A 25,202-nucleotide genomic window follows, 5' to 3' on the forward strand; every position below is an offset into this window, starting at 1 on the left:
CATTCTATTACTTACGTCTATTCTTCATATATGTTATTGCAAAGTCATATGCATCTTGACCCTTTGGAACATTAACATCGGGCTTTATACCTATAGACTCTATAAATCTGTTATCTCTATAGCTATTAAATGTTGAAGGTATATTTATCTGAATGCGACTTTCAGGAAGTACGACAAACCCAAGATTACCAAATTGAACCTGACCAGCTGTGTTCTCACCGACTCTTGTTACATCATCAATATATTCAAAAAAGTCTATTGTACTTTCACATGAAGATGCACAAGCACGATCTTGTAAAATCACGACTGGCTTTAATGCCTTGGCCTTAACAACTTTAGGTAACACTTTATTTACAATAGCGGTCTCTTTTTTATAGTTAGTATATTTTTGCTTATCTCTTTTTATGAAGTCTAAAAAAAAATCTTTTTGTTTCTTTGATTCTGCATTATATGCCAAGAAAGAAGATAAGTTCGCTCGACTTTCTAGACCTGGCCTTGTAACGACTTTGTATTGATTTGCATATGGTGTAGAAAACTGAGAGCCACCAGTTAATAATTTTGCTAACTGATATCCAATAGTATCATCTCCTCCACTATTACCTCTTAGGTCAACGACAACAAAATCGATCTTATCTAAATGCGTCTTAATTTCTCTAAGCATCCCATCCCATTTATTTGAAGAGGGTGATGCAAACCAAGAGATAGTGATAACGAGAACGTTACTATTACCTTCAACAACTTTTTTTACCGTCCAAAGTCTCTTCTCTTCACTATCGATTCTTTTACCGACATTTCCAACGAATGTATTTCTCGCACATTTCCTAGGGCCAAACTGAAAAGTCAAATGCTCATCTTGAACATGAGAAAATGATTCCCCTAATACATTACAAAAATCTCCTGGTTTAATCGATTCAATATTTACAACAGATTCTTTTAATTTTTTAATTCCTAGTTCTACGTTATTTTTATTTTTAAAAAAATAACCTGAATAGGAATTTTTAAGAATATATTCAACAAGGTTTACATCTAAATCTATTTTTTCCTTGTTCAATATAGGGGGGGCTTTAACTTTTTTTGATGGATCATAAACCAAAGAATACTCTTCCTTATTTGTTGAAGAGCAAGAAACTAATATTGAAAAAAATGAAAATGTTAAAATGAAAAATCTCATATAAATATTATCGGTTTTTCGTCAGCTTTCCTTAATAAATCAAATTATTTACTTAGCATAAAGTACTGTAATTACATCTCGGTATCGCGTCCCTGCAATCTCACGAAGCTGACACTCGTTCCATTCTTTCGCAACCCTATGCAGACTCAGCGATCAGAGCTTACGCTCTCACCGCAGGTCAAGCTTTCGGTACTGTAATATTTATATTAAGAACTCCTGTAGTTTTTACAAAACACTGAAATTATAACTATATAAGTTGCGACTCATATTTAGATTCCTTATAAGAGCATATGTATCAATTATTAGCTCTTGTAACTATTTTCATATCGCTTAAGGCTTTTCCTTATAACTTTGCTAATCAGTTTAAAGATCACCGTATGGTCACATGTCATAGTAAAGATTCTCGTGGTCAGATTCAGGTGTTTGACGTTGTTGAAAATATTTATAGTGCTCAACAATACCTTCACTCCAAAGAATATAAAGTTACAACTACTACAGGTCACAGCAATGGCAACCTAAACAATGATCCATTGTATTTCCTCTCTGATGATTTTTGGGGAGTACCAGGAAAAATTGTACAATCACAAAATTGCTTATTCTCAAACCCTGCTCTCGTAGATACTCATGTTAATACTATAAAAACAATAAGAATCGTAAAAGAGCACTTAGGATTTAATAGCTTTGATAATAAAGGCGCGGAAGTAATTTCAGTGCTTTTAAAAAAAGGCTCATTTAATGATAATGCAAGATGGTGGGATAAAGATAAAAATATAATTACATTCGGGCAGAGTTCAGATATTTCAGATCACACACACTTGTCTGCAAGTATTGGAATCGTTGCCCATGAATTTGCTCATGGGCTGTTAGCAAATACAATAGAACTTGCTTCCGAAGGTGACCAGGGATCACTCAATGAAGCATTTGCAGATATTATCGGGGTTTTTGTTTGCTTTAAAAATAATCCAAGTGCAGATTGCTATCAGTTAGGACATGAAGCATATATTGGTCAAGGTAATTGCTTACGTGATATTTCAAACCCAGAACAAAATGGTCAAGCAAGTAACTTTGACGAATACAAGCCTAATGGCCCTAATGTTTATTATAATGCAGGCATAGTAACGAATGCTTTTTATCTCTTGTCTGAGGGAACAGCTGAATTTGAGGGTGTAGGATATGAGGTTGCAACTGAAGTTTTTTTCAATGCTTACATGAAATATCTTAATAAGAATTCAACTATCAGGGATATAAAGTTGGCAACAGTTAAATATTTAAATGAAGCCCAAGACTTAAATCATAAGCAAACACTTAAAACCCTGCTTTCTGTATGGAAGCATATTGGGCCATAAAAGAAGCAATCCCACTAACCTATTTCAATCTACTTCGCTTTACTTGCAGCACGTCTGCGTCTCGCACTTCTTTGCTGATTATTCGACTTACTCGTTTTGTTGCCTTTAGACTTCGCACCACTTCTTGAAGAAGCCTGCTTCTTCTTTTCTGGACGTCGATTATTTTGAGGTTGTGTAGGAGCTCCTGCGACACCATGAAATGGGTGATCCTTATCTTGAGGAATTTGATACTTAATCGTTTTCTCAATATCCTTTAAAAGGTTCTTTTCTGTGTCATCACAAAATGAAATAGCAACTCCATCTCGGCCAGCTCTTGCATGAAATCTCTCATTGAAAGGCGCTCTCCAATATTCTCTTCATCATAGAGCTCTCCGCGTGGGTTAATAGCAAGGTCGTTTAAAATAACTTCAAATGAATTCGTGCCATTATATGTTTTGGAAGTAATCGTAACTGATCCCCTGCTTCATCAGTTACGACTAATGTGCATGAAGCTGGATTAAGTGCTCCATTATCAAGATCATGAGAACACCAACCGTTAAGATCTCTTAAGTCAGGGTTGGTAGAAATATCTTTTCCTACGCTAGCTTTAGCAATCATTGTTGTTATATCAAAAGAAGTATTCTGACATACTTGAGTACAACTCTCACCTGCTGATGCTCGAATATCTTTTTGTTCGCTACAAATACAAAAATCTTCAATAATAACAGAGTTATTTGGTCTAATCGCCGGTACTTGCGCAAATGCTTGTAAAGATAAGAGTGTTAGTATTATTTGTTTCATTAAAAATCCATTTAAAGATTATAAGTTACAATATTAACAAAATCTGTATCATATACTACATATAATTTATTACCGCCTAAGAGAGGAAGTATGAAGATAATTGTTTTTAGTACCCACAATTTTGAAAAAAAATATTTATTAGATCAAGCGAGTGGACACAATATTACTTTTATCAAAGAGCAACTTAATCAAGAAACTGCTCCACTTGCTAATGGTCACGATGTCGTATGTGTTTTTACAAATGACAAAGTGAGTAAAGAAGTTCTAGACCAGCTAAGTGATTTTGGTATTAAGCTCATCACACTAAGATGTGCAGGGTTTAATAACGTCGATTTGGAATACGCTAAATCAAAAAAAATCCCTGTTACAAGAGTTCCAGAATACTCCCCTCAAGCAATTGCAGAGCATACGATGGCAATGATTCTAACTTTAAATAGAAAAACTCATAAGGCGTATAATCGCGTTAGAGAGAATAATTTTAACCTCGATGGCCTCGTTGGTTTTGATCTCTATAAGAAAACTGTTGGTGTTATTGGAACAGGAAAGATTGGGAAGGCCTTTTGTAAAATCGCCCTTGGTTTTGGATGTCGAGTTCTGGCATTTGATTTAACAAAAGACTCTGAGTTAGAGAATCTAGGTGTTGAGTATGTTGGCTTTGATGAGATTTTAAAAGAATCGAAGATCATCTCACTTCATATTCCACTTAATAAAAATTCATATCATCTCATTAATGATGCCAATATTTCGAAGATGCAAGATGGTGTCGTCTTCATCAACACAAGTCGTGGTGGGCTTGTCGATACAAAGGCCCTAATAAAAGCCTTGAAAGAAAAGAAGATATTAGCTGCAGGTCTTGATGTATATGAAGAAGAGGAAAATCTATTCTTTGATGATCACTCTCAAGACGTACTTCAAGATGATGACCTAGCAAGGTTAATGACTTTTCCAAATGTTCTAATTACTTCTCATCAAGCTTTCTTAACTCATGAGGCATTAAGTAATATTGCACAGACAACATTTGAAAGTATTAACTCAATAGAGAGTCAAAAATTTAAATATCTCGTTTGATATTATTTTCTGATATCGGCCAAAAAACGATCCCATCTAAATGAGATGGGATCAACTGCATGTTTCATGACATAGTCATAAGACATATAACCATAGCCTTCATCACCCCACTCACTTGACCAACTATTTTTGAATTGAAAGATTCTCTTTTCTTTGTCGTATCCAGTAAAGTGAATCGCATGGCCATAGCAGGCGACTTCACCAGACTCACACTTTGCAAAAACTTCATCAGGAAGTGTCACATGGGCATTTTCCCAAAGAGGAGAATAAACGAGAACTGTTGCAACAAGGCCATTCCCACTTCTAATCTCATCTTCGTATAAATCAGTTTTGGATTTCCAAGAGCTCCACAGATTTGTGACCATTTTAACTTCTAACCCATCCACCTTCACTCTCTTAAGCGAGCCAGTATCGACTGGAGCATGAGAGAAGCAGTAAGACGGCGCGCTTTCATCAAATGGATCGAATTGCGAGCAAGGGCCATTATTTTCAAAATAACTCATCTGATAAGGAAGCTGGGCCTCTTCGATAAAGAAGTATTGATTGCGAAAATTACGTGCAATCTCGTAAGTGTACCCATGCTCAGCATTTGGGTACTCTCCAAAGTGCTCTTTCCCATAGTAGATTTGAAATTGCTCTGAAATATCGAATTCCATATCAAATCTCTTTTTAATGGCACCCTCAAGCATGGCCGTAACCGCAAAGTATGCACATGTATTTCTGTCTTTTTGGTTTTTAACTGGAGTTTGATACTGTCTAATCGACACCATTTCAGCGTTAACACCAAGAGATAATAATAGGCTTAAGATTATGATTTTCATGAATTTCCCTTCTTTATTCTCGCTGAATTTAATAGAAAGGAAGAGCTTCTTCAAATGACTTCTAAGGAATCAGTTACTTTTACAATATTGTTGAACTGTAAGGGTTTGAAAATATGTACAAATGAGAAAGCCTCCGCTTAAGGAGGCTTCGAAATTATTTAATAATGATAGTTCCTAAATAGTTAAACATGATACGCTCCTTCAAATATTCACCTAATGAGATTTAGATGATGAATAAACCATACCCCATATTGAGAAAGCGCATAACAACCAAGTTAAAAGTACCTGAATATGGAACTTATTAAAGTTGTTGGTTATATTAAAAAATAGAGAGCATTTGATCTAACTGCCCAACTTGCAAAACGCCACTTTGTGAATGTTCTAGCTTTGCCCCTTTAAAGATGAGAGTAGTTGGTATTCCTCGAATTCCATACTTAACCGAGATCATTGGATTCTTTTCAGTATCGATTTTATAAAACTCTGCAGACTGCCAATTCTTTTGAGCAAACTCCGTAAAAGTTGGTCCATACATTTTACACGGGCCACACCAATCTGCGTAAGCGTCAACAAAGACAGGAAGCTCAGAGTGTTGAATGATCTTTTCTAACTTATCAAAGGTAATACTTTGAACTTTTGCACTTGTGTCCAAATCTTTAGAGCACTTTCCACATACAGCACCACTTGCCGAAAGTTTTGTTTTATCAATTCGATTAATTGCACCGCATGATTCACAGATAATAATTTTTTTCATTTTTCACTCCTTAATCCTACTATACCAATAAAAACTTAAAAAATATTTGATAGAGATCAATGAAAAATTATATATAGACAGGCAACAATAGAAAGTAAGCACTCTGTTAGACTTAAGTCCTTTATGCGACCAGCTACAATATATAAAATAGTATGTACAAACAATCCCCACATTATCCCTGTTGTAATTGAGAAACTTAGTGGAATAAGAACAATACATAGGAATGCAGGAATCATTTCTTCAAATTTTTCAAAGTTTATTGATGAGATATTCTTAAACATGAGAATCCCAACAAAGATAAGAACAGGGGCCGTTGCATAGCTTGGAATGGACTGTGCAAATGGAGCAAGAAAGAGAAACGGAAGGAAGCAGATTGCTGTAATAACTGATGTTAATCCAGTGCGGCCACCGACACTGACACCAGCGGAACTTTCGACAAAGGTTGTCGTCGTAGAAGTTCCAAAGAATGCAGAAAAGAGAGTCGCAAGTGCATCAACAGTTAGGGCCTGTTTCATATTCTTAATTTCACCCTTTTCATTTTTAAGATTGGCCGTCTCTGCGACGCCAATAAAAGTCGACAAAGAATCAAAAAGATCAGTCATCATAAGAGTGAGAATACTTGGGATATAAGCAATCTTTAAGGCCCCCAAGATATCTGCTTGCATAAAGTAGCTAAAGTCAGGAGTTGCAAAGAAGTTTTCAGGAAGAGTCGACTTTCCAAAGAGAGCTCCTAGTGTCCAAGTAAAAAATATCCCTATCAGAAGACTTCCAGGAATATTCTTCTTAAATAAGGCAATAATAAGAACAAAGCCAAGGATGACTGCTCCCCCCTCACTTGAAAGCGGTGCTGTTTGAACAAGTGTTACTGGATGGTCAATGATAATGCCGGTATTCTTAAGACCAATGAATGCAAGGAAAATACCGATCCCAACGGCCATGGCCATTCTTAAGTTCTTTGGAATCGATTTAACTAACTTCTCTCTAAATGGCGTCACTGACAAGATAACAAAGACAACACCTGACCAAAAGACCAGGCCCAAGGCTTGCTCCCAGGGAATTTTTTGGTCGAGAATTAATGTATAAGTAAAGAAAGCATTAAGCCCCATTCCAGGAGCAAGGGCAAAAGGTAGCTTTGCGATGAGACCCATAAGAAGAGTTGCAACAAAGCTGGCCAAAATAGTCCCTGTCATAACAGCAGAAAAGGACATTCCTGTACCATCTGAAGATAAGATGAGCGGATTGACAAAGATAATATAACTCATCGTTAAGAAGGTTGTTATTCCTGCTATGACTTCTGTGCGAATACTATTTGCTTTCATACATGTATTCTAGCATTTCAGTTTAGGACAAAAAAACTTAAATAATATTCACAACTCTTACATTAACAATCTTGAGTTCTCCTATTTTCAATCAAAATACCACAAATTATAATGAAAGCACCGAGTAGAAATGATGTCCATTGAATCTTTGCTCCCCAGAAGAAGACGTTAACAAGTATAGCTGCAGGGATAACTGCATTATTCATAACAGCGAGTTCTCCGTATGAAACTTGCTTAGAACCAGTATTCCAAAGATAGTAACACACACCAGATGCAATAAAGCCTAACCACAACAAGACTCCCCACTGCAAGGATGTAATTTGTGAAAGATTTGCGAAGGTTGATCTAGAGATTAAAACAAATGAGATTGGAATAAGGGCACCTAAAAAGAACAGTGCAAATTTTTGCATCTGATTTTGTTCAGAGATTATCTTGCGATAAAGAACCTGTCCTAGCCCAAAACAGATATTTGCTCCCTGAACAAGCAAGAAGCCAATAATATAATCATTTGAGATCTCACTCCACTTTATGATGGCCGCACCAAAAACAACTAAGAAAACACTGAAGAGCTGTCTTAAGATAAAGCGTCTCTCAATAATATTTCCAATAATTGAAATAATGAGAGGTGTTGAAATAGTAAAGAGTGCTACTTCTGATACTGATAGATACTTAAAGGAATTGTAATAAAAGAGGTACATCACTCCGATTTGCAATATTCCAATGAGCATTGTCTTAAGAGATTCTACTCTAAAAATATTTCTAAAATTTAAAAATGGAACAAACACTAAGAATGCGAAAAAGAGTCTTAGAAATATGGCCAGATAGGTATCCATCTTACCAGCAATATATTGCCCTATTAGACTAAATGAAAATGCCCATAAAACTGTAACAAGTATTAATCTTTTCATTTGGCTATACTAGCTTCTAACGAATCCCTTGAAAAGTTCCATTAAAGAAATAATCGAGTTGCCATTTTTGTGAACTGATAGCCTGTTTACTAGTAGGTTGATCCCATTTGGGGTAAAGACGAAATCCACGCTTTCCTTCTTTATATTCACTAGAGAGAATACCTTTTTTCACTAGAGCATCTTTTGGAAATAAGAAGTAACCCTGTTCACTTTCTGTATCGCAAATAATCAAAACATAATCGAGAGGGTCATTTAAGTGGTATGGTATTGTTTTTCCACTTTCGTCTCTCTTCCACAATGTGACAAATTGGCCAACTTTCTTAGGTGTTACTTTGGAAGATCGTTGAATATAGTACTTTCCTTCATATATATATGAACAACCATTATATTCCTGCGCTTCCTCATGAATAATATATGAATCAAGTTTTTCACTTATCTTTTTTATGTCAATCTCTCCGATAAAAACTCTTCTAATACTTCTAGTTTCTTTGAACTAGAAGGTTTTCTAGAGGTTAAGAAAAATAGACTATGAGATGGAAGCTCCCAACTCTTAAATAATTCAATTAACTCACCTCTTTGTATTTGTTCATCTACTAAGTAACGAGGTACATTGAGAATCCCAACTCCTAACTCACAAGCCTTTATGAGAGACATTAAATTATTCGATTTATATGAGCCTTGTACTTGAATATGACTAATCTTTTGACCTTTCTTGAAGCTCCAAATAAAAGGGCTATCTCCTCTTAGATATAGCAAGCAGTTATGCCTGCTTAAAGATTCAAGGTTTGTTGGCTTTTTAAAATGATCAATATAGTAAGGGGAAGCACAAATAACACGGTCGATTTGTGTAACTCTTTTCATATAAAGATTTGAATCTTTTAATTGAAATGCCGTTCTAATACTTAAATCGATATTATGTTCAACAGGGTCAAGTACTCTATCTGTCAAAATCAAATCAATTTCAACATATGGATAATGAAGCTGAAATTCAGCAAAAATTGACGCCAAGAAGCTTTGACCGATTGTCGTTGGCGCAGTAATACGAATAACACCTTTAACTGAGTCAACAACTCCATGTAACTGCTCTTCTAGATTATTTAATTCCTCTAAAAGATTTTTAGACTTCTCAAGAGTGAGCATTCCCTCTTCGGTAAGAACAAAAGATCGAGTTGTTCTTTTAAATAGTACAACTCCGAGATAACTCTCTAATTTCTGAATCTCTTTAGTTATATTTGAAGCTGATGTTCCTAGAACTTTAGCTGCTTTTGCAAATGTTCCCTCTCGAGCAACCACAGTTGCCACCTGAAGGGCATATAAACGATCAAATGTAGTCTTTTCTATTATTTCCATATTAGAAATAAATTATTTCAAATTAGCTTTATTGTTTCAAGCGCAAAATTGAATTAAATTTAAAATGTACTAGAACAAGGGGGAAATCATGAAGAAAATAAAAGTGGTCATTATTGGAGCTGGCTTTGCAGGAATTGCCCTGGCAAAAGGTCTTGCTAATAAAGATTATTTTGAAGTCGTGATACTAGACAAGAAAAATCATCATTTATTCCACCCTCTTCTTTACCAAGTAGCATCGGCATCCCTATCTCCAGGAGATATATCAATGCCAATACGTGAAATCTTATCTCATGCTAAAAATATCAAAGTACACATGCAGGAAGTTGTCTCAATTGATAAAGATCTAAAAGTTATAGAATGTAAAAGTGGTGATGAATATCAATACGACTACCTAGCTGTAGCAACAGGATCAAAACCTTTCTACTTTGGCAATGATGACTGGGAAAAGAGTGCCCCTGGCTTAAAGACTCTAACTGATGCTCTTAGTATTCGTGACCGTGTCCTTAACTCATTTGAAAAAGAAGAGATAAAGCTTAATCAAGAAGAAAAGAAGTTAAACATTGTTATTATTGGTGGTGGCCTAACTGGAGTAGAGCTTGCGGGGGCATTTGCAGAAGTTGCCTATAAAACTCTTGTTAACGAATATCACGACTTCGATCCAAAACTAACAAAGATATATCTAATTGAAGGTGGTCAACATATTCTCTCAAGCTATAGCCATCCAACTTCAGAAAAGGCCAAGAACTATCTCGAAAAGCTAGGTGTGATTGTTTTAACAGATGAAGTCGTTGAAGAAATTGGTGACGATTATATAAAAACTAAAAGCCAGAAAATTGAATCTAAGAATATCATATGGGCAGCAGGAAATCGCGCAACAAAGTTAATTTCAAAGCTTGGTGTTGAACAAGACAGAATGGGACGTGCAATAGTAGAAAAAGACTTAAGTTTAAAAGATTTTCCCGAAATTTTCATTTTAGGAGATGCAGCTAACTTCCAGTCATTAGACGGTAGCCCACTTCCCTCTCTTGCACCAGTTGCGGCCCAACAAGGAAAGCATCTTGCCAAGCAACTACTAAAAAATAAGCGCTTTGCCTTCAAATACCTTGATAAAGGATCGATGGCGACAGTAGGTAAATACAAAGCTGTACTAGAATGGAAAGGTGTTAAGCTAGCAGGTCCAATTGCATGGCTTGCGTGGAGTCTTGTCCATATCTTCTTCTTAATCAACTTTAGAAATAAGGTTATGGTCTTTATGCAATGGGCGTGGTCGCTTCTTTCTAATAAGAGAAGAATTCGTATTATAAAGTAGCAACAAAGCGTCCTTTAAAGCTCGCTCTAACACTGTCTCCTACCATAATCTTTGAATGAACATTTAAGCGGCCGACTTTGCGTCGCTTAAGTGATTGTATGAAACTATTTACTGAAGCTTCATCAATTTCTGCAATGGCCTCAAAGTCAGAATCCACGGGCATAAGATAATCAATCTCACTATTTTGGATAACGAGAGACTTGAAATCAATATTATGAACTTTCATCGTATGATGAGTTAAGAGGTAGCAAGAAAGAATTGCTAGTGTATTAATACTTCCACCAAATGCAGTTCCTTCATAATTAATATTCTTACTTAAAGGAGCTTTTAGTACGATTTTCTGATCTTCTACAGTCTTAATTTCAAGCTTCATTCCTGAGACGACTGGAATCGACTCCAGTAAATCACGCTTGTATTGCTCGGAAATCTTTTTCATATCAATAACCTCCAACTCTCAATTCATAGTATAACCATATGAAATCACGTCTGTCTAATCTTAGAACAGGCACTCATTTTTTCATATTTTCACCATCAAACTAACTAATTAGTTAAGATGATCAAAATAATTTAAGAGGACGACATATGAAGAAATTGATAATGCCACTAAGTATCTTACTATCTCTCTCTGCCCTATCGAGCACTGAAAATATTAGTGATATGCGATTTAACATCAAACCAAACATGATGCAGGCGCAAGAAGATTCATATTCTAGAATGGCCAGAGAGTATGTAGAGCTTTCTGAAAAGTACAAAGATATAGTTATTGGAGACAGTGAACAATCAACTCGAGCTGCCTCAATCTTTTTTGAAAAATATATAAAGAATAATGAAGAAAGACCCCAAGATTTTAAAGTCCTAGGACTAAGTCGTGAATCGGCCCTTTTCTTATCAAATTCTAAGTCTGACTACTTTATCGAAAATGATGATCCTTGTAGTGCTTTACATAACCAAGGAGATATTTCAAATAAATGGTGTCATGCAGGCTTTTCTAAAGTTGCTTACGCTGTAGCGAAAGAAAATGGACTTGGAGAATTTCTTTCACAAGGTGCGGGTTTGCTCGTCTTTGTTATTAAGGAATTCGGTGATAAGAATTATGATTTCTCAGATATTAATACTGCCCCAATTGGCGGAAAAATCGGTCAAAACACAGAAGTCTACACCACTTTTATGCTAGATGGTGCGACTTACTTTGAGTTTTTAACGCGTTTTTAGTGTTCTTAAAGAGACGATGATTTAGTCTTTTGTTTTGCTCTTCTTCGCCTAGCGCTTCTTTGCTTATTGTTATTATCTTTAGAAGATTTTGCTCTAAGCCTAGGCGTCCTAGGAGCTCTAGGCGCCTCTTGTGAGTCAGGTTGCCCCGCAACTCCATGAAAAGCATGATTCGTGTCGACAGGAATTTTGTAGTTAATCGTTTTTTCAATATCGTTTAATAGCTTTGTTTCTGTATCGTCGCAAAAAGAGATAGCAATCCCTTCTCTTCCAGCACGAGCAGTTCTCCCAATACGATGTACATAACTCTTAGGATCATCAGGAAGATTATAATTAATAACATGAGTGATATGGGAAACATCAATTCCACGAGCAGCAATATCAGTAGCAACAAGCACCCTAACAGTTCCCTTTCTAAAACCACCCAAGGCCTTCTCTCGTGCCCCCTGAGACTTATTGCCATGTATTGCAGCGGCCGTAATTCCAACTTGATCCAGATGCTTAACCACACGATTAGCGCCATGCTTAGTTTTAGTAAAAACAAGCACGTGCTCAATTGTAGTATCCTCTAAAATATTCTTTAAAAGCTTCGGCTTATTTGTTCTATGAACAAGATTTATCTTTTGATCAATTTTTTCAACTGTTGTCGACTCAGGTGTCACTTCAACTTTCTTAGGCTTAACAAGCAATTTCTTAGAAAGGTTCACAATATCCTGAGGCATTGTGGCCGAAAATAAGAGAGTTTGTCTTTTTTCAGGGAGTTTAGCAATGATCTTGTTAACGTCTCTAATGAAGCCCATATCTAGCATACGATCGGCTTCATCAAGAACAAAAGTTTCTAGTTGTTCAAAACGAACGTGGCCATCACCCATTAGATCTAGAAGTCTGCCTGGTGTTGCAACGATAATATCCATTCCACGTGACAGTTTCTGAACTTGAGGCCTAGGACTAACACCTCCAAAGATAACTGCGGATGAAATCCCCAATCCTTTAGAGTATTCTTTTATATTCTCTTCTATCTGCGATGCTAATTCTCTTGTCGGAGTTAAGATTAGACACCTCATACGAGCTGGTTTTGTTTTTATTTTTTTAATTTTTAAATTATTTAAAATAGGAAGAGAGAATGCAGCAGTCTTTCCAGTTCCCGTTTGAGCAATCCCTAAGATATCTCCACCATCTAATAGGTGTGGAATTGAATTTGCTTGAATCGGCGTTGGTGCTGTATAACCTTTCTTTTTTAATGCAGAAAGAATTTCAGGTAATAGATTTAAAGAATCAAAAGATTTGACTGAAGACATAATAAATATCCTTGCTTAAAAAGCGCTAGTGCCATTGCTTAATCCAAATACTAGCAAAGGCGAATATTTAAAATGTATCTAGATCAACCCTCTTCATCTCCCGAATAGAGATACAAGTCAACCTTTATAATCCCCTCTGTAAACTATATTTACTTAAACCCCTTCTTAGAAAGGATTTTATTTAACGAGTTCGCGAAATTTGCCTTATCCTTAGTACTAAATGCATCAGGTCCCCCTGTAATAAGACCACCATCTCTAAGCTCTTTCATGAAGTCACGCATAGACAAACGTTCTCCGACATTTTCTTCATCATAAAGCTCTCCTCTAGGATTTATAGCAAGAGTTCCATTTTTTACGACCTCTGCAGCTAAAGGAATATCTGCTGTAATAACGAGATCATTAATTTTAGCGTTGTCAGCAATATACATATCAGCAACATCCGCACCGCTATCAACTTTTATAAAAGTAATAAGTTCATGAAGAGGAATATTCATATAAGAGTTTGCGACAAGAACTAATGGAATTTGTAGACGAATAGATGTTTTGAATAAAACCTCTTTTATAACTTTAGGACAGGCATCAGCATCGACCCAAATCTTCATCAGCTCTTTATTCATCATAGAATTCCTAACTTAAATTTTCTTTTTTTAATTTTTCCATTTCGAAGACTTTCAACGACATGCTTTATATGCTCAGCTTTTACAGCAACATAACTCATATTCTTAGTCACCGAAATATCACCAATTTCTTTCGAATCAATTCCAGACTCACCGACGATTGCCCCAACAATATCACCAGGTCTTAGTTTATCTCTTTTCCCTGCATGAATATAGATTGTCGCCATAAGTGGTCTAATATTGTACTCAGTGCTTTCACTAAAATTAGATGGATCAATAATTTCATAATCTCGTGACTGATACTCTTTTATGTTCTCTAAATTATCAATCTCTTGTTCAACAAAGAAACTAACGGCCCTTCCTTCATTTCCAGCTCGTCCAGTACGTCCTATGCGATGAACATAGACCTCAGGATCATTAGAGAGATCATAATTAACAACAAGATCAAGATCTTTAATGTCAATCCCTCTGGCCGCGACATCAGTTGCAGCAATTCCAGAAAGACTTTTATTTGAAAACATCGTTAAAACAGCGGTTCTTTCATTTTGGTCTAGATCACCATGAATTGACTCGACGGCCACACCGGCTTTATAAAGCTCATCAGCAACAACATCAGTTATTCTCTTTGTCTTACAAAAAACGATAAAGCGCTTAGACTGATACTTTCCAAGAACTCTAAAAAGCATATCCATTTTATCTTTATGAGAACCCAGTTGAATAAACTCTTCTTTGATATTTGTTTCTTCATGGACAACATCAACACTAAGTCTAATAGCATCGTTTTGAAGTTTCTTACTTAAATCTTCGATGTCTTCAGGAAATGTTGCCGAAAAAAGTAAAGTCTGTCTTTGCTTTGGAACAAATGCTGAAATTCTCGAGATATCTTCATAAAAGCCCATATCAAGCATACGGTCAGCTTCATCAAGAACATAATTTTTAACAAAATCAAGAACGAGAATTTTTCTTTTTAAAAGCTTCAATACTCTTCCCGGTGTTCCTACCACAATATGGGCACCATGAGATAGAGACTTCTCTTGTTGATACTCTGATCTTCCACCAGTTATTGTTAATACTTTCATGTTAGAAATTGCTCGAGCGAGTTTCCTTAGCTCCATTGCAACTTGTTCTGCTAATTCTCTTGTTGGACATAAAATTAAACATTGTGGTCTTGTTTGTTTAACATCAATAGTATTTAAGACACCAAGTCCAAATGCTACAGTTTTCCCGCTACCTGTTTTAGCTTGAGCAATTATATCCTTGCCTTCAAGAATGATTGGTAAAGACTTTTCCTGAATAGGTGTCATATTCTCAAACTTTAAATCTTTGAGATTGCTTTTTAATCTGCTATCTATCTTTAAATTAGTGAAGCTATTGCTCATACAGTTTATTTCTCTTTTATTATATTTATTAAGTCATTAGTCTCTTTTTATAAGCTTCCCGTCAACCTAAACAATTTAGGCATACTAGCTTATTAAAAATTACTCACAATATCGAATAGATAAGAGCATTCTTCTTTTGTAATATTAACGTTAAATGAATCACTAATTAGCTTATATAACTCCTCTGCTGAGTTTATATCAATACTTTTACGTTCATTTTCATAGATTTCAGAATAGATAAGATTATTGATAAATCTTGTTCCATTTTCGATTTGTTGAGACAAGATGAGAGATGTCGTAAATTTTGAATCATCATGAGTATTTGTATAGTAATTTGCGACCTTAAAATCAGCATCGTTATAATTAGCAAGGTTAAATTGATAGAGAGAAAAGAACCCATCCTCCTTTTTAATTTCTAATTGATAATCAACATCATTAATTTTAGAAACTCGATAAGTTCGCTTATTGAAGCTCTCGACTTCCTGACCAGTTAAAGGGATTACTGCTCCAGGTGTATATGGTCCAAATCCTACATCCACTAAGTATAACTTACCATCATGTGTTATGACTGTAGCCTGATGAGATCTCGGCTTATCATCAGGTGTATCACCGTAAACAACACGACCTAAAACTCTTTTCACCTCAAGGCCATTCTTTTTTAACTTTGTGTAGAAGTATTGATTATTTTCAAAACAATAACCTCCACGCTTTCTCACAATAAGTTTGTTTTCTAAACTCTCATCATCAAGTTTTAAAATTTCTCTATCACTGATTAAAATATCAATGTTGTTAAATGTGTTATTTAGAAGAAACTCTTTAATTTCATTATTTAACTGTTTCATTAATTGCACTCCAATTGATAAAATATACACCTATAAATAAGAAGGCTACGCCAAGAATTTTGTAACGATTTATTTCAATTACAGGTAAGTCAAAAAAACCGAAATGAGAAACAATCATTCCAGCAATAATTTGTCCTGTAATTATACCACTTAATACTTTTGAAACCCCTAAAATTGGCATTAACCAATAAACGAGAGTTAGACCCACAATACTCAGAATACTTCCAGCTCCCCAAAGGTAGAGAGGAACCTCTTTTATAACTTCTAGGCTAGGTATTTTTAGACGTGTACTTAGAAATATGAACATCATAAAAACAGCACTAAAGAAGTAAAGCACAAACGATGAAAAGAAGGGATTATGCGTATACTTAGAAAGTTGCCCATTAAGACTACTTTGTAAAAGGATAAGACATCCCGAAAGAATTGATAATAATACTAAAGCTAAATTTGTCATGCCCCTAATATATAAAAATAGAGGTAATATTTCCTTTACATATGTTGAGAAGAATCAATTAATTGTTTTTCTGATTCGACTCAACTGGGTTGGTGTAATGCCTAGCTTGGAAGCCAAATGATAGAGAGGGACTCGTTTCGCCAATAGAGGATTTTCTGCGATAAAGGAAAGATAGCGCTCCTTTGCTTCCCCATCCAATAAAGATATCTCAACGGGCTCTTTTTCCTTTACCCAGTGTTTTTCTAAATATTTTATGTGATACCACTTTAGGTCTTCATACTTCTCAAGTAGTTCACGATACTTAGAATGATCTATTTCAACTAGAGTTGAATCCTCAAGTGTTTCGATACATATCTCAGAAGGAGTCCTATCAAGTGTTGCAACGACAGCAGATGGAAACCTGCCTTCATCAAAGAAGTTCTTATTGATCTCCTTCGCTGCCTCATCTTGTCCCATGGAATAGGCCCTAACAAGCCCTTTGTAGACAAAATAAAACTTTGTTGGAATATCGCCAAAGTCGACTAAAACAGTCCCCTTTTTAAAAGACTTGATTCGCAATGCTTGTTGAAGCTCTCCCCAACAATCGTTCGATAACTCATGATACGAATCCATCACACTCTTCAAATAACTTAAAGCTTCCATAGTTTGTCCTCTATCTCCAACTCGTATCACGAGTAACATAATTGCCTATCTTAATAATTTTTAATTAGGGTTTTTTTATAATTAAAATCAGCAATTTTATTCAAAAAATCTTTAACTAACTGTTATCAAAAGACTCCCAGGGTTCAACAAAGTTTATCTATAAAAAAAATATCAATATTTACTATAAAGTTATTTAGAAAGTTTTCGATAACTCAGTTAACAATTTTATTTTAGCCTAATGAAAAAGGATAGTTAATGAGTATAAGTAAATTTTCCCTTAATAAAAAACTAGTTCTCGGTTTCTTATTGGCCGGGCTCATCCCTTCATTAACAATTACTTTTGTTGTCTTAAGTAATGTCGACAAGACACTACATGAAAATGCAGAAAATATGTTAGTTTCGATCCGCGAGGGAAGAAGTTTTCAGCTAGAAGAGCTTTACAAAACAATGGCCGGACAGGCATCTGCATTGGCACAAAATATTTCAACGATTGATGCTGCTAGGAAGTTCAAAAGTTCATTTCAATCATTTGAAATAGAGACGAGAACAGACTTTAATGCTGCAAAATCCTCATTAACATCTTTTTATGCAAATGAGTTTGGTCAACAATACAATAAAACAAATATTGGAAAAGAGTTTGATAAGACTAGTGAAATTATCAGAGAACTGAGCAAGAATGAATTACTTCTTCAAAATGCTTTCATCAGTTCAAATAATAATCCTCTTGGTTCAAAGGATGCACTTATTTCTCTTAATGATGGAACAAGCTATTCAAAAACACACGAAAGATATCACCAGGCATTTCGTACTTACTTAAATAAGTTTGGCTACTACGATATTTTCTTAATTGATGCGGGAAAGGGTGAAGTTGTTTATTCAGTATATAAAGAAGCTGACTTCGCAACAAATCTAAAAGTTGGTCCTTACTCTGACTCAGGATTAGCAGAAGCATACAATTTAGCAATGAATGCGACATCAAAAGATGAAGTATTCTTTACTGATATCAAAAAGTATTACCCAAGTTATGAATCTCCTGCTCAATTTATTTCGGCACCTATTTTTGAAAATAACAAACTTAGCGCAGTACTTGTATTCCAAGTTCCAGTTGCAAAGATTAATCAAATCTTAACAAGCGGTGAAAAGTGGAAAGAGCAAGGACAAGGTGATACTGGAGAAACTTATATAATCGGTAAAGATAAGATTATGAGAAGTATCTCTAGAACAATAGTAGAAGATGAAGCTAGCTTTTTTAAGACAATGCACGAAGTTGGATTAAGTAAAGAAGCTATCGATTATATGAAGTCTAAGAAGACTTCAGCGCTTGCAACTAAGATTGATACACTTGGAGCAGATCATGCAATTGCAGGAAAGTCTGGTGCAGAAATCTTTAAAGACTATAGAGATGTAAATGTAATTAGTGCATATAAACCTTTAAACATAAATGGTCTAAACTGGTATATCTTAAGTGAAATGGATGAAGATGAAGCTTTATCTTCACTCTACACTGTAAGAAAAGTTATCATGACTTTAATTACAATTTCAGGGATTGCAATTCTACTACTTGCCCTGACTTTTGCTAAAACAATTTCTAATAGCCTTGTTAAGCTTGCTGAGGGGTTAAAAATTGGAGCACACAATGTACTTAACTCTGCCAATGCCTTAGCTCAAAGTTCATCTGATCTTTCATCAGCAACAGAGCAACAAGCGGCCAGCTTACAAGAGACTTCGGCTTCAATTACAGAGATCTCTGCAATGGTTGATAGAAACTCAGAGAATGCTAATACAACTTCAGACCTATCAGAAAAAAGTCAGGAAAAGGCTCAAGAAGGTAAAAGATATGTAAGTAGCGTAAAACATAAAATCGAAGATATTCATAAGAATAACGAAGTTCTGATCAAGAGTGTTGAAGAAAACAATGTTGAAATTCAAAATATCACTAAAGTGATTGATGAAATTTCAGAAAAAACAAAAGTTATCAACGATATCGTGTTCCAAACAAAGCTTCTATCTTTCAACGCTTCGGTTGAAGCGGCTAGAGCTGGGGAACATGGAAAAGGTTTTGCTGTCGTAGCCGAAGAAGTTGGTGCTCTTGCAGCAATGAGTGGTACAGCAGCACAAGAAATTACAGAACTACTAGATAGAAGTATTGGGCAAGTACACCGTACAGTTGAAAGCTCTAAGTCTAAAATGTCTGGCATTATCGAGCATGGTAAGAAGTCAGTAGATGAAAGTTTAGTTGAAATCAAAACTTGTGACTCTGTTCTAAGTGAAATCCTAGAAAGCTTCAATGAAGTAAATAGTTCAGTTAGACAGATTGCAGCTTCTTCAACAGAGCAATCTGCTGGTGTTAACGAAATTACAACTGCTGTTCAACAACTTGATGCGGTTACTCAACAGAATACTTCTGTTGCCCACACATCATCTTCAAAAGCAGCAGAACTGAAAGAACAGTCAAACGATCTTTCAAGAATTGTTCAAGATATTCAAATGATCGTATTTGGTGAAAATGAAACTGGAGCAAGCACTATGACAGCGTCAAAAGTGACTCCATCAGTAATTAAAATGCCATTTTCTAAGAAAAAGAATTTGGAACTGATTGACTCTGACTCAATAAGTTCAGATGATTCAAGATTCAAAGATGCTATATAAGAAAGGCGCCACGTAAGTGGCGTTTTTTTTTATTAAGACTCAAATTTTACATTGATATTTATTTTTGAAGCATCCTTAGGCTCAAGTATTAGATAGCGATCATCTTCACCAACAACTCTCCCCTCGACTTTTAAATTTTTATCATCTTTTTTCTTTAAAGAAGTAATCACTTTCAAAATATCAGAATTAAAATCATTTTGAATAATAACATGATCTTCTTTTACTTCAACAACGAGAGACTTCTCTACTTTTATAACACTCTCTTTTCCATCTACAAGTATCTTTCCATTATCAATATTTACCAATTCATCTTTACCATCAACATCGACAATACCAGCAACTTTAACTTTTTCATCCTTACCGTCAACCGCTATAAAGTCCCCTAGGATATTCACTTTTTGCTCTTTTTCATTAACTTTAATTGCTCCCCAGAAAAGAGAAAGTGTAACTTTACCATCGTCATCTTTTGAATACTTAAAAGAAGAAAATACAGCTATCCCCAGAACAACAAGGCAAATAATTGCAATTATGCCAATAGTATTTAAAAAACCACTCACACTCACTCCTCAAAGATTTCTATAAACTTATTGAGATATAGCAACCTTGAAATTAAATAACATTAGTTAACTTTAATCATGAATTATTTACTTAGTGAATACGTAATCCGCTGCTCTAAAGTCAGAGGCCATATAAGTCATGAAAGTAATATTTTCAAGATTCTCTTTACCATACAGCAGCTCTTCTCTCTTTGACCTCTTAGCAAATTCCGATTGCACATCATCCAGGGCCTTAAGATAGTCCAATACTGATTCCTTCTTTAGATAAAAACTTCCCCTAGAACCATGTGACGTCTTTTGTTCCATTTGAAATTGATCTTGAGCATACTCGAAGAATGCACGATCAATATTGAAACTGACTAGAGCACCTAACTTCGCAGAGATATTGATATCACTCCATTTAAACAGGAGTTTTACGCGATCCTTTTCTCCTAATTCAATAAGATTAACCTTATCTAAATCTCTTAACATTGAAAGACATTCATTCTTATCGAGTCGATGTTTTGAGGCTATTTTCTTCCAATCGCCATCGACAGAAAGCAGCTCAGTAAAGAAGTGATAGATAATTGGTTTCTTTAAGAATAGAGCTTCTTGTTTATCATTGATTTTTAAAGTTGGTTCTTTTGAATTCTGAGCAATGGCAAAGAGATCTCCTAGATCAATATTAATAACATCACAAATTTGATCTAATTTACTTATAGAACAATCCTGACTTGCCATAAGCTTCTTAAGGCCAGACTCTGACATATCAATTCGGGCCGCGAGATCCTTATAATTAACCTTACGAACCTTCATTACTTCTTTTAGTGCAACAAATACGTCATTTCTCATTTCATTCTCCTTGCTATTAAGTTAATGAAGAGAAAGTAGTTCAAGCGAGAACTATTTTAAACACTTATCATAATAGTACCAATATATGGTACTTCAATAGTATTTTAGGGTAAATATTATCGATTTTCGGCCATTATCTTCGCTGTAGAATGCGGGATAAAGCATGTACACCACCAGCATTGACTACATTCTTAAAGCCGAGTCTTTGAAGGTGTAATTTGGCCATTGCACTTCTTCCACCTGAAGCGCAGTAAACAATGACAGACTTGTTCTTATCAAGCTTTTCATAGTCAGAGGCTAGTCGATCAATTGGAATATTTACTGAGTTAGGAATTGAAAAAGAGAGAAACTCACCTTCACTACGAACATCGACTAATTGATAATCATTAGAATTCAATATTTTTTCGACCTCCTTTTTGGACTTGAAAAAGCGATATACTCGCCACAAGACAAAAGCAGAGATAATAATAAAAACCATATTGTGTCATATAAATTGAATAAGTTCTTGCATATAAAACATCCTATTCCACTATCTTGAAGAATTATTTGATGTAGGTCAAATATCATTTAATAATTTGGAGGTATGATTAGTGAATTATAAATAAAAAAGGAATAATATATGAAATCAATCACATCACTTCTTTCAATAATCATTACGGCAATTTTCTTAACAGCTTGTTCAACTTCTAGTAATTCGACAAGCGAGCCACTTGTAATGAATTATGAAGAAGCCAAGGTTGTTGGAAATCTAGCAATTGCTCCGCAACCGACGAAAATGACTCTTAGTAAAATCAAAAAAGATGGTTATGAAATGGTAATAAACCTAAGAGGAGAAGATGAATTTAAAGGATATAACGAAGAGGCAACGGCAAAAATGCTAAATCTTCAATACCATCGAATCCCATTCTTTAATAAGAAAAGCGAAATTGATGCTAATTCACTTTATCAAATATCAAAACTTATCGATGCTAATAAAGACAAAAAAATCTATATTCACTGCTCAAGCGGAAATCGTGCAGCAGCTTGGTATCTAACTCACCTCTACCAGTATGAAGGAATGACTAAACAAGAAGCAACAGAACTTGCTCGCAGAACAGGACTGACAAAAGCTCCTCTTGAAAACAAGGTTCTTAAATATCTAAATGAGAAATAATTCCTATTTTAGATTTTAATAAATCTTATATAATAAGTAGATAACGCTATATTTTTAAAGAGGGAGAAGACATGAAAAAGTGTATGCTTTTAGGTATGTTCGTACTTGCTGTAAGCTGTAACAAGCAAGAGGTTAAACAATTTGATGACAAAGGATTACTTACTGAAATCGATGGAGTTCTAGCTCCACTACCAGCTTCTCTAATTGATACAAAATCAAATAAGGATCTTATTCATCTAGGTAAGACACTTTACTTTGAAAAGAAGTTATCAATTAATGACACCATCTCTTGTAATTCATGCCACAAGCTAGATCAATTTGGTGTTGATAACCTACCAACATCACCAGGTCACGATGGAACTCTTGGTGGACGTAACTCTCCTACTGTTTATAATGCAGCTTTAAACTTCCTACAGTTTTGGGATGGTAGAGCGAAAGATGTTGAAGAGCAGGCACTTGGCCCTATTTTAAATCCAGTTGAGCATGGTCTTGCACAAGCATCAGATGCGATGAAAAAAATCGATACACAAGAGTACCGCGAGCTTTTTGAAAGAGCATTTGGAAATAAAGAAGCTTTCAACTTTAATAATGTTGGTGTTGCAATTGGTGCTTTTGAAAAAACACTATTAACACCAAGTCGCTATGATGAGTACTTAAATGGAGATCATTCAGCTCTTAGCTACCAAGAAAAAGTTGGTTTAAAAAAGTTTAACGAGATTGGATGTACAACATGTCATGATGGTGCCAACGTTGGTGGTGGAATGTTCCAAAAACTAGGACTTGCTGAAGAGTATCCGACTAAAGATGAAGGTCGTTTTGAAGTAACTAAGAATGAAGATGATAAGTTCTTCTTCAAGGTACCTACTCTAAGAAATATCACAAAGACAGCTCCGTATTTTCACGATGGAAGCGTAAAGACTCTTGATGAGGCCATCACTATTATGGCCAAGCACCAATTAGGTGTAGAGATCTCTGCTGAAGACAGAGAAAGTATCAAGGCCTTCCTTGGGTCACTTGAAGCTAAAGCTTTACCTAAAATGTAATTGAATAGGGCGTGAGAAATCACGCCTTTATTTTATTTCCATATGTAGAAAGAACGAAATCTTTACTATTTTAACTTGCCTGAATAATCCACAACTTAACTCCTTAGACTCAAGATTCAACTATCTCTTTGCACAACAAGATTCACATCTTGTGAAAACATAGTTTGCTTTATCGTGAAATTTTATTTACATACTTTTATCTGCTACATATTTTTAGTTTAGATTCAAAATCACATGATTCAACTGAATCAAACTAACTATAGGGAGAATTAAATGAAAAAACTAATCACGTTTATTGCCGCACTATTCGTAACAACATCAGTATTCGCTGGTATGCCTAATGAGAATGATTCATGGGAAACAATCAAAGACAACTTTATGAAAGTTACTTTTAATGAGCCAGCACTAAACCTAGATAATGGTGGAGCAATCTCAGTATTCTTTGGTTGTATTGATGGTGACACAATTAGAACAAAGAAAATGCTTAAGAGATGTGTTGAGTGGCAACACCGTGGTGGCGATAGAGATAGTATCTGTACAGCATATACTAGCTTCTACGGAAGAGCAGAGATCGTTACAGAAAGAGAAAGATGTGTAAGATGGTCACTCCAAGGAAGAAGAGATGGACGTGATATCTGTCTAGAATATGAAACTTATTCATATACTCACCCACTTTCATATGACATCGATGTACACAAAACACTTCACGGTAGAAGACATGATAATAAACTGGGTAGAAAACTATTTACTAAAAACTACACAATTGAAGCTTGTGAATAATTAAATAAAACCTAAAGGCCCTTATTAAGAGGGCCTTTCTTTGATTAGGGCAAAGATGGAAGAAGTACATAAAATTGAAGATCCAAAAGTTTCAATTTTCGACTTTGAAAATTATTGTGACTTCCTCATTAAGGCAGGGATGCCAGATGGCCTCTACTCTCATACATCCAATAATCTTAAAACATGGGCAAATCGACTTGGTTATCGATCGCCAAGTTCCTTAACAATGGTCATTAAGGGACAAAGATCCCCTAGCCTCGAAATGATCAATGCTCTTAGTGAAGATTTGGGAATGAATATGAAAGAGAAGCAATACTTCATGCTTCTTGTTCAGCTAGAAAAAGCACAAAAGAAAAATAAAGATACAAAAGAGATTCTAGAAAAAATTGCGATAATCAATCCAAGAGGAAAAGCAATCGCTCTTAGCCTCAAAGAGTTTAATGCAATTAGTGACTGGTATTTTTTGGCAATAAAGCAACTTATATCAATGCCGTCATTTATAGAAGACGAAGAATGGATCTATCATAAGCTCAGGAAGAAACCGACAATCAATCAAATCAAGTACGCTATTGAGACAATGCTTGAAACCAAGACAATTGGTAGGAATGACGATGGCCGCCTGATAGTACAAAAAGAAGGTCTTATTACAACCAATGATGTGCCTAGCTCAGCAATTAAGCGACATCACTACGGTATGATTAATCGTGCTCTAGAAGCAATCGAAGAACAACCAGTAGAAGAGCGTCAAATTACATCTGTCACAATGAAAGTTAAACAAAGCGATGTATCTGAAGCCAAAAAATTTATATTTGATTTTATAAAAGACTTCAATGAGAAATTTTCAACAAATGAAGCAAATAATCTCTACCAATTAAATACTCAATTCTTTGCCCATACTGGGGAAGTCGTTAAGCAGTAGGAAAAA

At 35.2% G+C, this 25,202-nt stretch carries 27 protein-coding genes and 1 pseudogene; 9 read left to right on the top strand and 19 right to left on the bottom strand.

The window, feature by feature from the left end; translation table 11 throughout:
* Positions 1–7: 7 nt before the first annotated feature.
* The gene (locus ACMAYX_RS08455; protein WP_412470287.1) at positions 8–1,171 is read right to left on the bottom strand and encodes a S41 family peptidase; all 1,164 of its coding nucleotides are present in this window, start codon (positions 1,169–1,171) and stop codon (positions 8–10) included.
* Positions 1,172–1,461: 290 nt separating this feature from the next.
* On the opposite strand from ACMAYX_RS08455, the gene ACMAYX_RS08460 reads away from it, so the two are divergent.
* Positions 1,462–2,517 (top strand): M4 family metallopeptidase, encoded by a 1,056-nt coding sequence (locus ACMAYX_RS08460; RefSeq protein WP_412471750.1) that lies wholly within the window; start codon positions 1,462–1,464, stop codon positions 2,515–2,517.
* Between the two features lie 306 nt (positions 2,518–2,823).
* Here the strand turns inward: ACMAYX_RS08460 and ACMAYX_RS08465 are convergent.
* Positions 2,824–2,908, bottom strand: a pseudogene (locus ACMAYX_RS08465) (DUF188 domain-containing protein); the annotation flags it as partial.
* A gap of 5 nt (positions 2,909–2,913) precedes the next feature.
* Positions 2,914–3,297 carry a hypothetical protein gene (locus ACMAYX_RS08470; RefSeq protein WP_412471749.1) on the bottom strand — a complete coding sequence of 128 codons (384 nt, stop codon included), beginning with the start codon at positions 3,295–3,297 and terminating at the stop codon, positions 2,914–2,916.
* A gap of 90 nt (positions 3,298–3,387) precedes the next feature.
* Here ACMAYX_RS08470 and ACMAYX_RS08475 point away from each other — a divergent pair, with 90 nt between their 5' ends.
* Positions 3,388–4,365 (top strand): 2-hydroxyacid dehydrogenase, encoded by a 978-nt coding sequence (locus tag ACMAYX_RS08475; RefSeq protein WP_412471748.1) that lies wholly within the window; start codon positions 3,388–3,390, stop codon positions 4,363–4,365.
* Between the two features lie 2 nt (positions 4,366–4,367).
* Here the strand turns inward: ACMAYX_RS08475 and ACMAYX_RS08480 are convergent, their stop codons facing one another.
* The 6 genes from ACMAYX_RS08480 to ACMAYX_RS08505 all read right to left on the bottom strand — a co-directional run bounded on the left by ACMAYX_RS08480 (position 4,368) and on the right by ACMAYX_RS08505 (position 9,514).
* Positions 4,368–5,186, bottom strand: coding sequence for a C1 family peptidase (locus tag ACMAYX_RS08480; protein WP_412471747.1), 819 nt, complete (start codon positions 5,184–5,186; stop codon positions 4,368–4,370).
* A gap of 319 nt (positions 5,187–5,505) precedes the next feature.
* Complete coding sequence (locus ACMAYX_RS08485) at positions 5,506–5,937, bottom strand: thioredoxin domain-containing protein (RefSeq protein ID WP_412471746.1); 432 nt, start codon at positions 5,935–5,937, stop codon at positions 5,506–5,508.
* A 56-nt stretch (positions 5,938–5,993) separates the two neighbouring features.
* Positions 5,994–7,256 carry an NCS2 family permease gene (locus ACMAYX_RS08490; RefSeq protein ID WP_412471745.1) on the bottom strand — a complete coding sequence of 421 codons (1,263 nt, stop codon included), beginning with the start codon at positions 7,254–7,256 and terminating at the stop codon, positions 5,994–5,996.
* A 62-nt stretch (positions 7,257–7,318) separates the two neighbouring features.
* Positions 7,319–8,164: an EamA family transporter gene (locus tag ACMAYX_RS08495; protein ID WP_392993131.1), complete on the bottom strand. Its 846-nt coding sequence runs from the start codon at positions 8,162–8,164 to the stop codon at positions 7,319–7,321.
* Between the two features lie 16 nt (positions 8,165–8,180).
* Positions 8,181–8,639: a MepB family protein gene (locus tag ACMAYX_RS08500; protein WP_412470414.1), complete on the bottom strand. Its 459-nt coding sequence runs from the start codon at positions 8,637–8,639 to the stop codon at positions 8,181–8,183.
* Positions 8,606–9,514: a LysR family transcriptional regulator gene (locus ACMAYX_RS08505; protein WP_392993132.1), complete on the bottom strand. Its 909-nt coding sequence runs from the start codon at positions 9,512–9,514 to the stop codon at positions 8,606–8,608. The genes ACMAYX_RS08500 and ACMAYX_RS08505 overlap by 34 nt, the downstream gene beginning before the upstream one ends.
* 88 nt (positions 9,515–9,602) lie before the next feature.
* On the opposite strand from ACMAYX_RS08505, the gene ACMAYX_RS08510 reads away from it, so the two are divergent.
* On the top strand, positions 9,603–10,823 hold the full coding sequence (locus tag ACMAYX_RS08510; protein WP_412471744.1) for an NAD(P)/FAD-dependent oxidoreductase: 1,221 nt from the start codon (positions 9,603–9,605) through the stop codon (positions 10,821–10,823).
* Here ACMAYX_RS08510 and ACMAYX_RS08515 read toward each other — a convergent pair.
* Positions 10,813–11,259 (bottom strand): YiiD C-terminal domain-containing protein, encoded by a 447-nt coding sequence (locus ACMAYX_RS08515; RefSeq protein ID WP_392993137.1) that lies wholly within the window; start codon positions 11,257–11,259, stop codon positions 10,813–10,815. The two genes, ACMAYX_RS08510 and ACMAYX_RS08515, sit on opposite strands and share 11 nt — an antisense overlap.
* Before the next feature lie 146 nt (positions 11,260–11,405).
* Between ACMAYX_RS08515 and ACMAYX_RS08520 the strand changes: the two genes are divergently transcribed.
* Positions 11,406–12,035 (top strand): hypothetical protein, encoded by a 630-nt coding sequence (locus tag ACMAYX_RS08520; RefSeq protein ID WP_392993139.1) that lies wholly within the window; start codon positions 11,406–11,408, stop codon positions 12,033–12,035.
* A gap of 5 nt (positions 12,036–12,040) precedes the next feature.
* On the opposite strand, the gene ACMAYX_RS08525 is transcribed toward ACMAYX_RS08520, so the two are convergent.
* The 6 genes from ACMAYX_RS08525 to ACMAYX_RS08550 form a co-directional block, all read right to left on the bottom strand.
* Positions 12,041–13,330 carry a DEAD/DEAH box helicase gene (locus tag ACMAYX_RS08525; protein ID WP_412471743.1) on the bottom strand — a complete coding sequence of 430 codons (1,290 nt, stop codon included), beginning with the start codon at positions 13,328–13,330 and terminating at the stop codon, positions 12,041–12,043.
* 149 nt (positions 13,331–13,479) lie between these two features.
* Positions 13,480–13,932 (bottom strand): YaiI/YqxD family protein, encoded by a 453-nt coding sequence (locus tag ACMAYX_RS08530; RefSeq protein WP_103217996.1) that lies wholly within the window; start codon positions 13,930–13,932, stop codon positions 13,480–13,482.
* Positions 13,933–13,946: 14 nt separating this feature from the next.
* Entirely contained in the window at positions 13,947–15,326 is a 1,380-nt protein-coding gene (gene dbpA, locus ACMAYX_RS08535; RefSeq protein WP_103217975.1) for an ATP-dependent RNA helicase DbpA, read from the bottom strand.
* A 92-nt stretch (positions 15,327–15,418) separates the two neighbouring features.
* Positions 15,419–16,168 carry an arylamine N-acetyltransferase family protein gene (locus ACMAYX_RS08540; protein ID WP_103217974.1) on the bottom strand — a complete coding sequence of 250 codons (750 nt, stop codon included), beginning with the start codon at positions 16,166–16,168 and terminating at the stop codon, positions 15,419–15,421.
* The gene (locus tag ACMAYX_RS08545) at positions 16,152–16,622 is read right to left on the bottom strand and encodes a DMT family transporter (RefSeq protein WP_158246866.1); all 471 of its coding nucleotides are present in this window, start codon (positions 16,620–16,622) and stop codon (positions 16,152–16,154) included. Before ACMAYX_RS08545 ends, ACMAYX_RS08540 begins: the two co-directional genes overlap by 17 nt.
* A 54-nt stretch (positions 16,623–16,676) precedes the next feature.
* Entirely contained in the window at positions 16,677–17,264 is a 588-nt protein-coding gene (locus ACMAYX_RS08550) for a Crp/Fnr family transcriptional regulator (RefSeq protein ID WP_392993151.1), read from the bottom strand.
* 255 nt (positions 17,265–17,519) lie between these two features.
* Here ACMAYX_RS08550 and ACMAYX_RS08555 point away from each other — a divergent pair, with 255 nt between their 5' ends.
* Positions 17,520–19,913: a methyl-accepting chemotaxis protein gene (locus ACMAYX_RS08555; protein ID WP_392993154.1), complete on the top strand. Its 2,394-nt coding sequence runs from the start codon at positions 17,520–17,522 to the stop codon at positions 19,911–19,913.
* Between the two features lie 32 nt (positions 19,914–19,945).
* On the opposite strand, the gene ACMAYX_RS08560 is transcribed toward ACMAYX_RS08555, so the two are convergent.
* The 3 genes from ACMAYX_RS08560 to ACMAYX_RS08570 all read right to left on the bottom strand — a co-directional run bounded on the left by ACMAYX_RS08560 (position 19,946) and on the right by ACMAYX_RS08570 (position 21,779).
* A complete protein-coding gene (locus ACMAYX_RS08560; RefSeq protein ID WP_103217970.1) occupies positions 19,946–20,470 on the bottom strand; it encodes a hypothetical protein in 525 nt (174 codons plus the stop codon).
* A gap of 87 nt (positions 20,471–20,557) precedes the next feature.
* Positions 20,558–21,301, bottom strand: coding sequence for a helix-turn-helix domain-containing protein (locus ACMAYX_RS08565; RefSeq protein WP_412471742.1), 744 nt, complete (start codon positions 21,299–21,301; stop codon positions 20,558–20,560).
* A 133-nt stretch (positions 21,302–21,434) separates the two neighbouring features.
* Positions 21,435–21,779, bottom strand: a complete 345-nt coding sequence (locus tag ACMAYX_RS08570) for a rhodanese-like domain-containing protein (RefSeq protein ID WP_255407616.1) — start codon at positions 21,777–21,779, stop codon at positions 21,435–21,437.
* Between the two features lie 141 nt (positions 21,780–21,920).
* On the opposite strand from ACMAYX_RS08570, the gene ACMAYX_RS08575 reads away from it, so the two are divergent.
* The 4 genes from ACMAYX_RS08575 (at position 21,921) to ACMAYX_RS08590 (ending at position 25,196) form a co-directional block, all read left to right on the top strand.
* On the top strand, positions 21,921–22,454 hold the full coding sequence (locus tag ACMAYX_RS08575; protein WP_412471741.1) for a hypothetical protein: 534 nt from the start codon (positions 21,921–21,923) through the stop codon (positions 22,452–22,454).
* Between the two features lie 71 nt (positions 22,455–22,525).
* The gene (locus ACMAYX_RS08580; RefSeq protein WP_412470299.1) at positions 22,526–23,497 is read left to right on the top strand and encodes a cytochrome c peroxidase; all 972 of its coding nucleotides are present in this window, start codon (positions 22,526–22,528) and stop codon (positions 23,495–23,497) included.
* 273 nt (positions 23,498–23,770) lie between these two features.
* Entirely contained in the window at positions 23,771–24,277 is a 507-nt protein-coding gene (locus tag ACMAYX_RS08585; protein ID WP_392993165.1) for a hypothetical protein, read from the top strand.
* Positions 24,278–24,317: 40 nt separating this feature from the next.
* A complete protein-coding gene (locus ACMAYX_RS08590; RefSeq protein ID WP_412477730.1) occupies positions 24,318–25,196 on the top strand; it encodes a DUF4423 domain-containing protein in 879 nt (292 codons plus the stop codon).
* Positions 25,197–25,202 lie beyond the last annotated feature (6 nt).

This window comes from Halobacteriovorax sp. RT-2-3 (assembly GCF_047085075.1).
Classification (GTDB): domain Bacteria; phylum Bdellovibrionota; class Bacteriovoracia; order Bacteriovoracales; family Bacteriovoracaceae; genus Halobacteriovorax_A.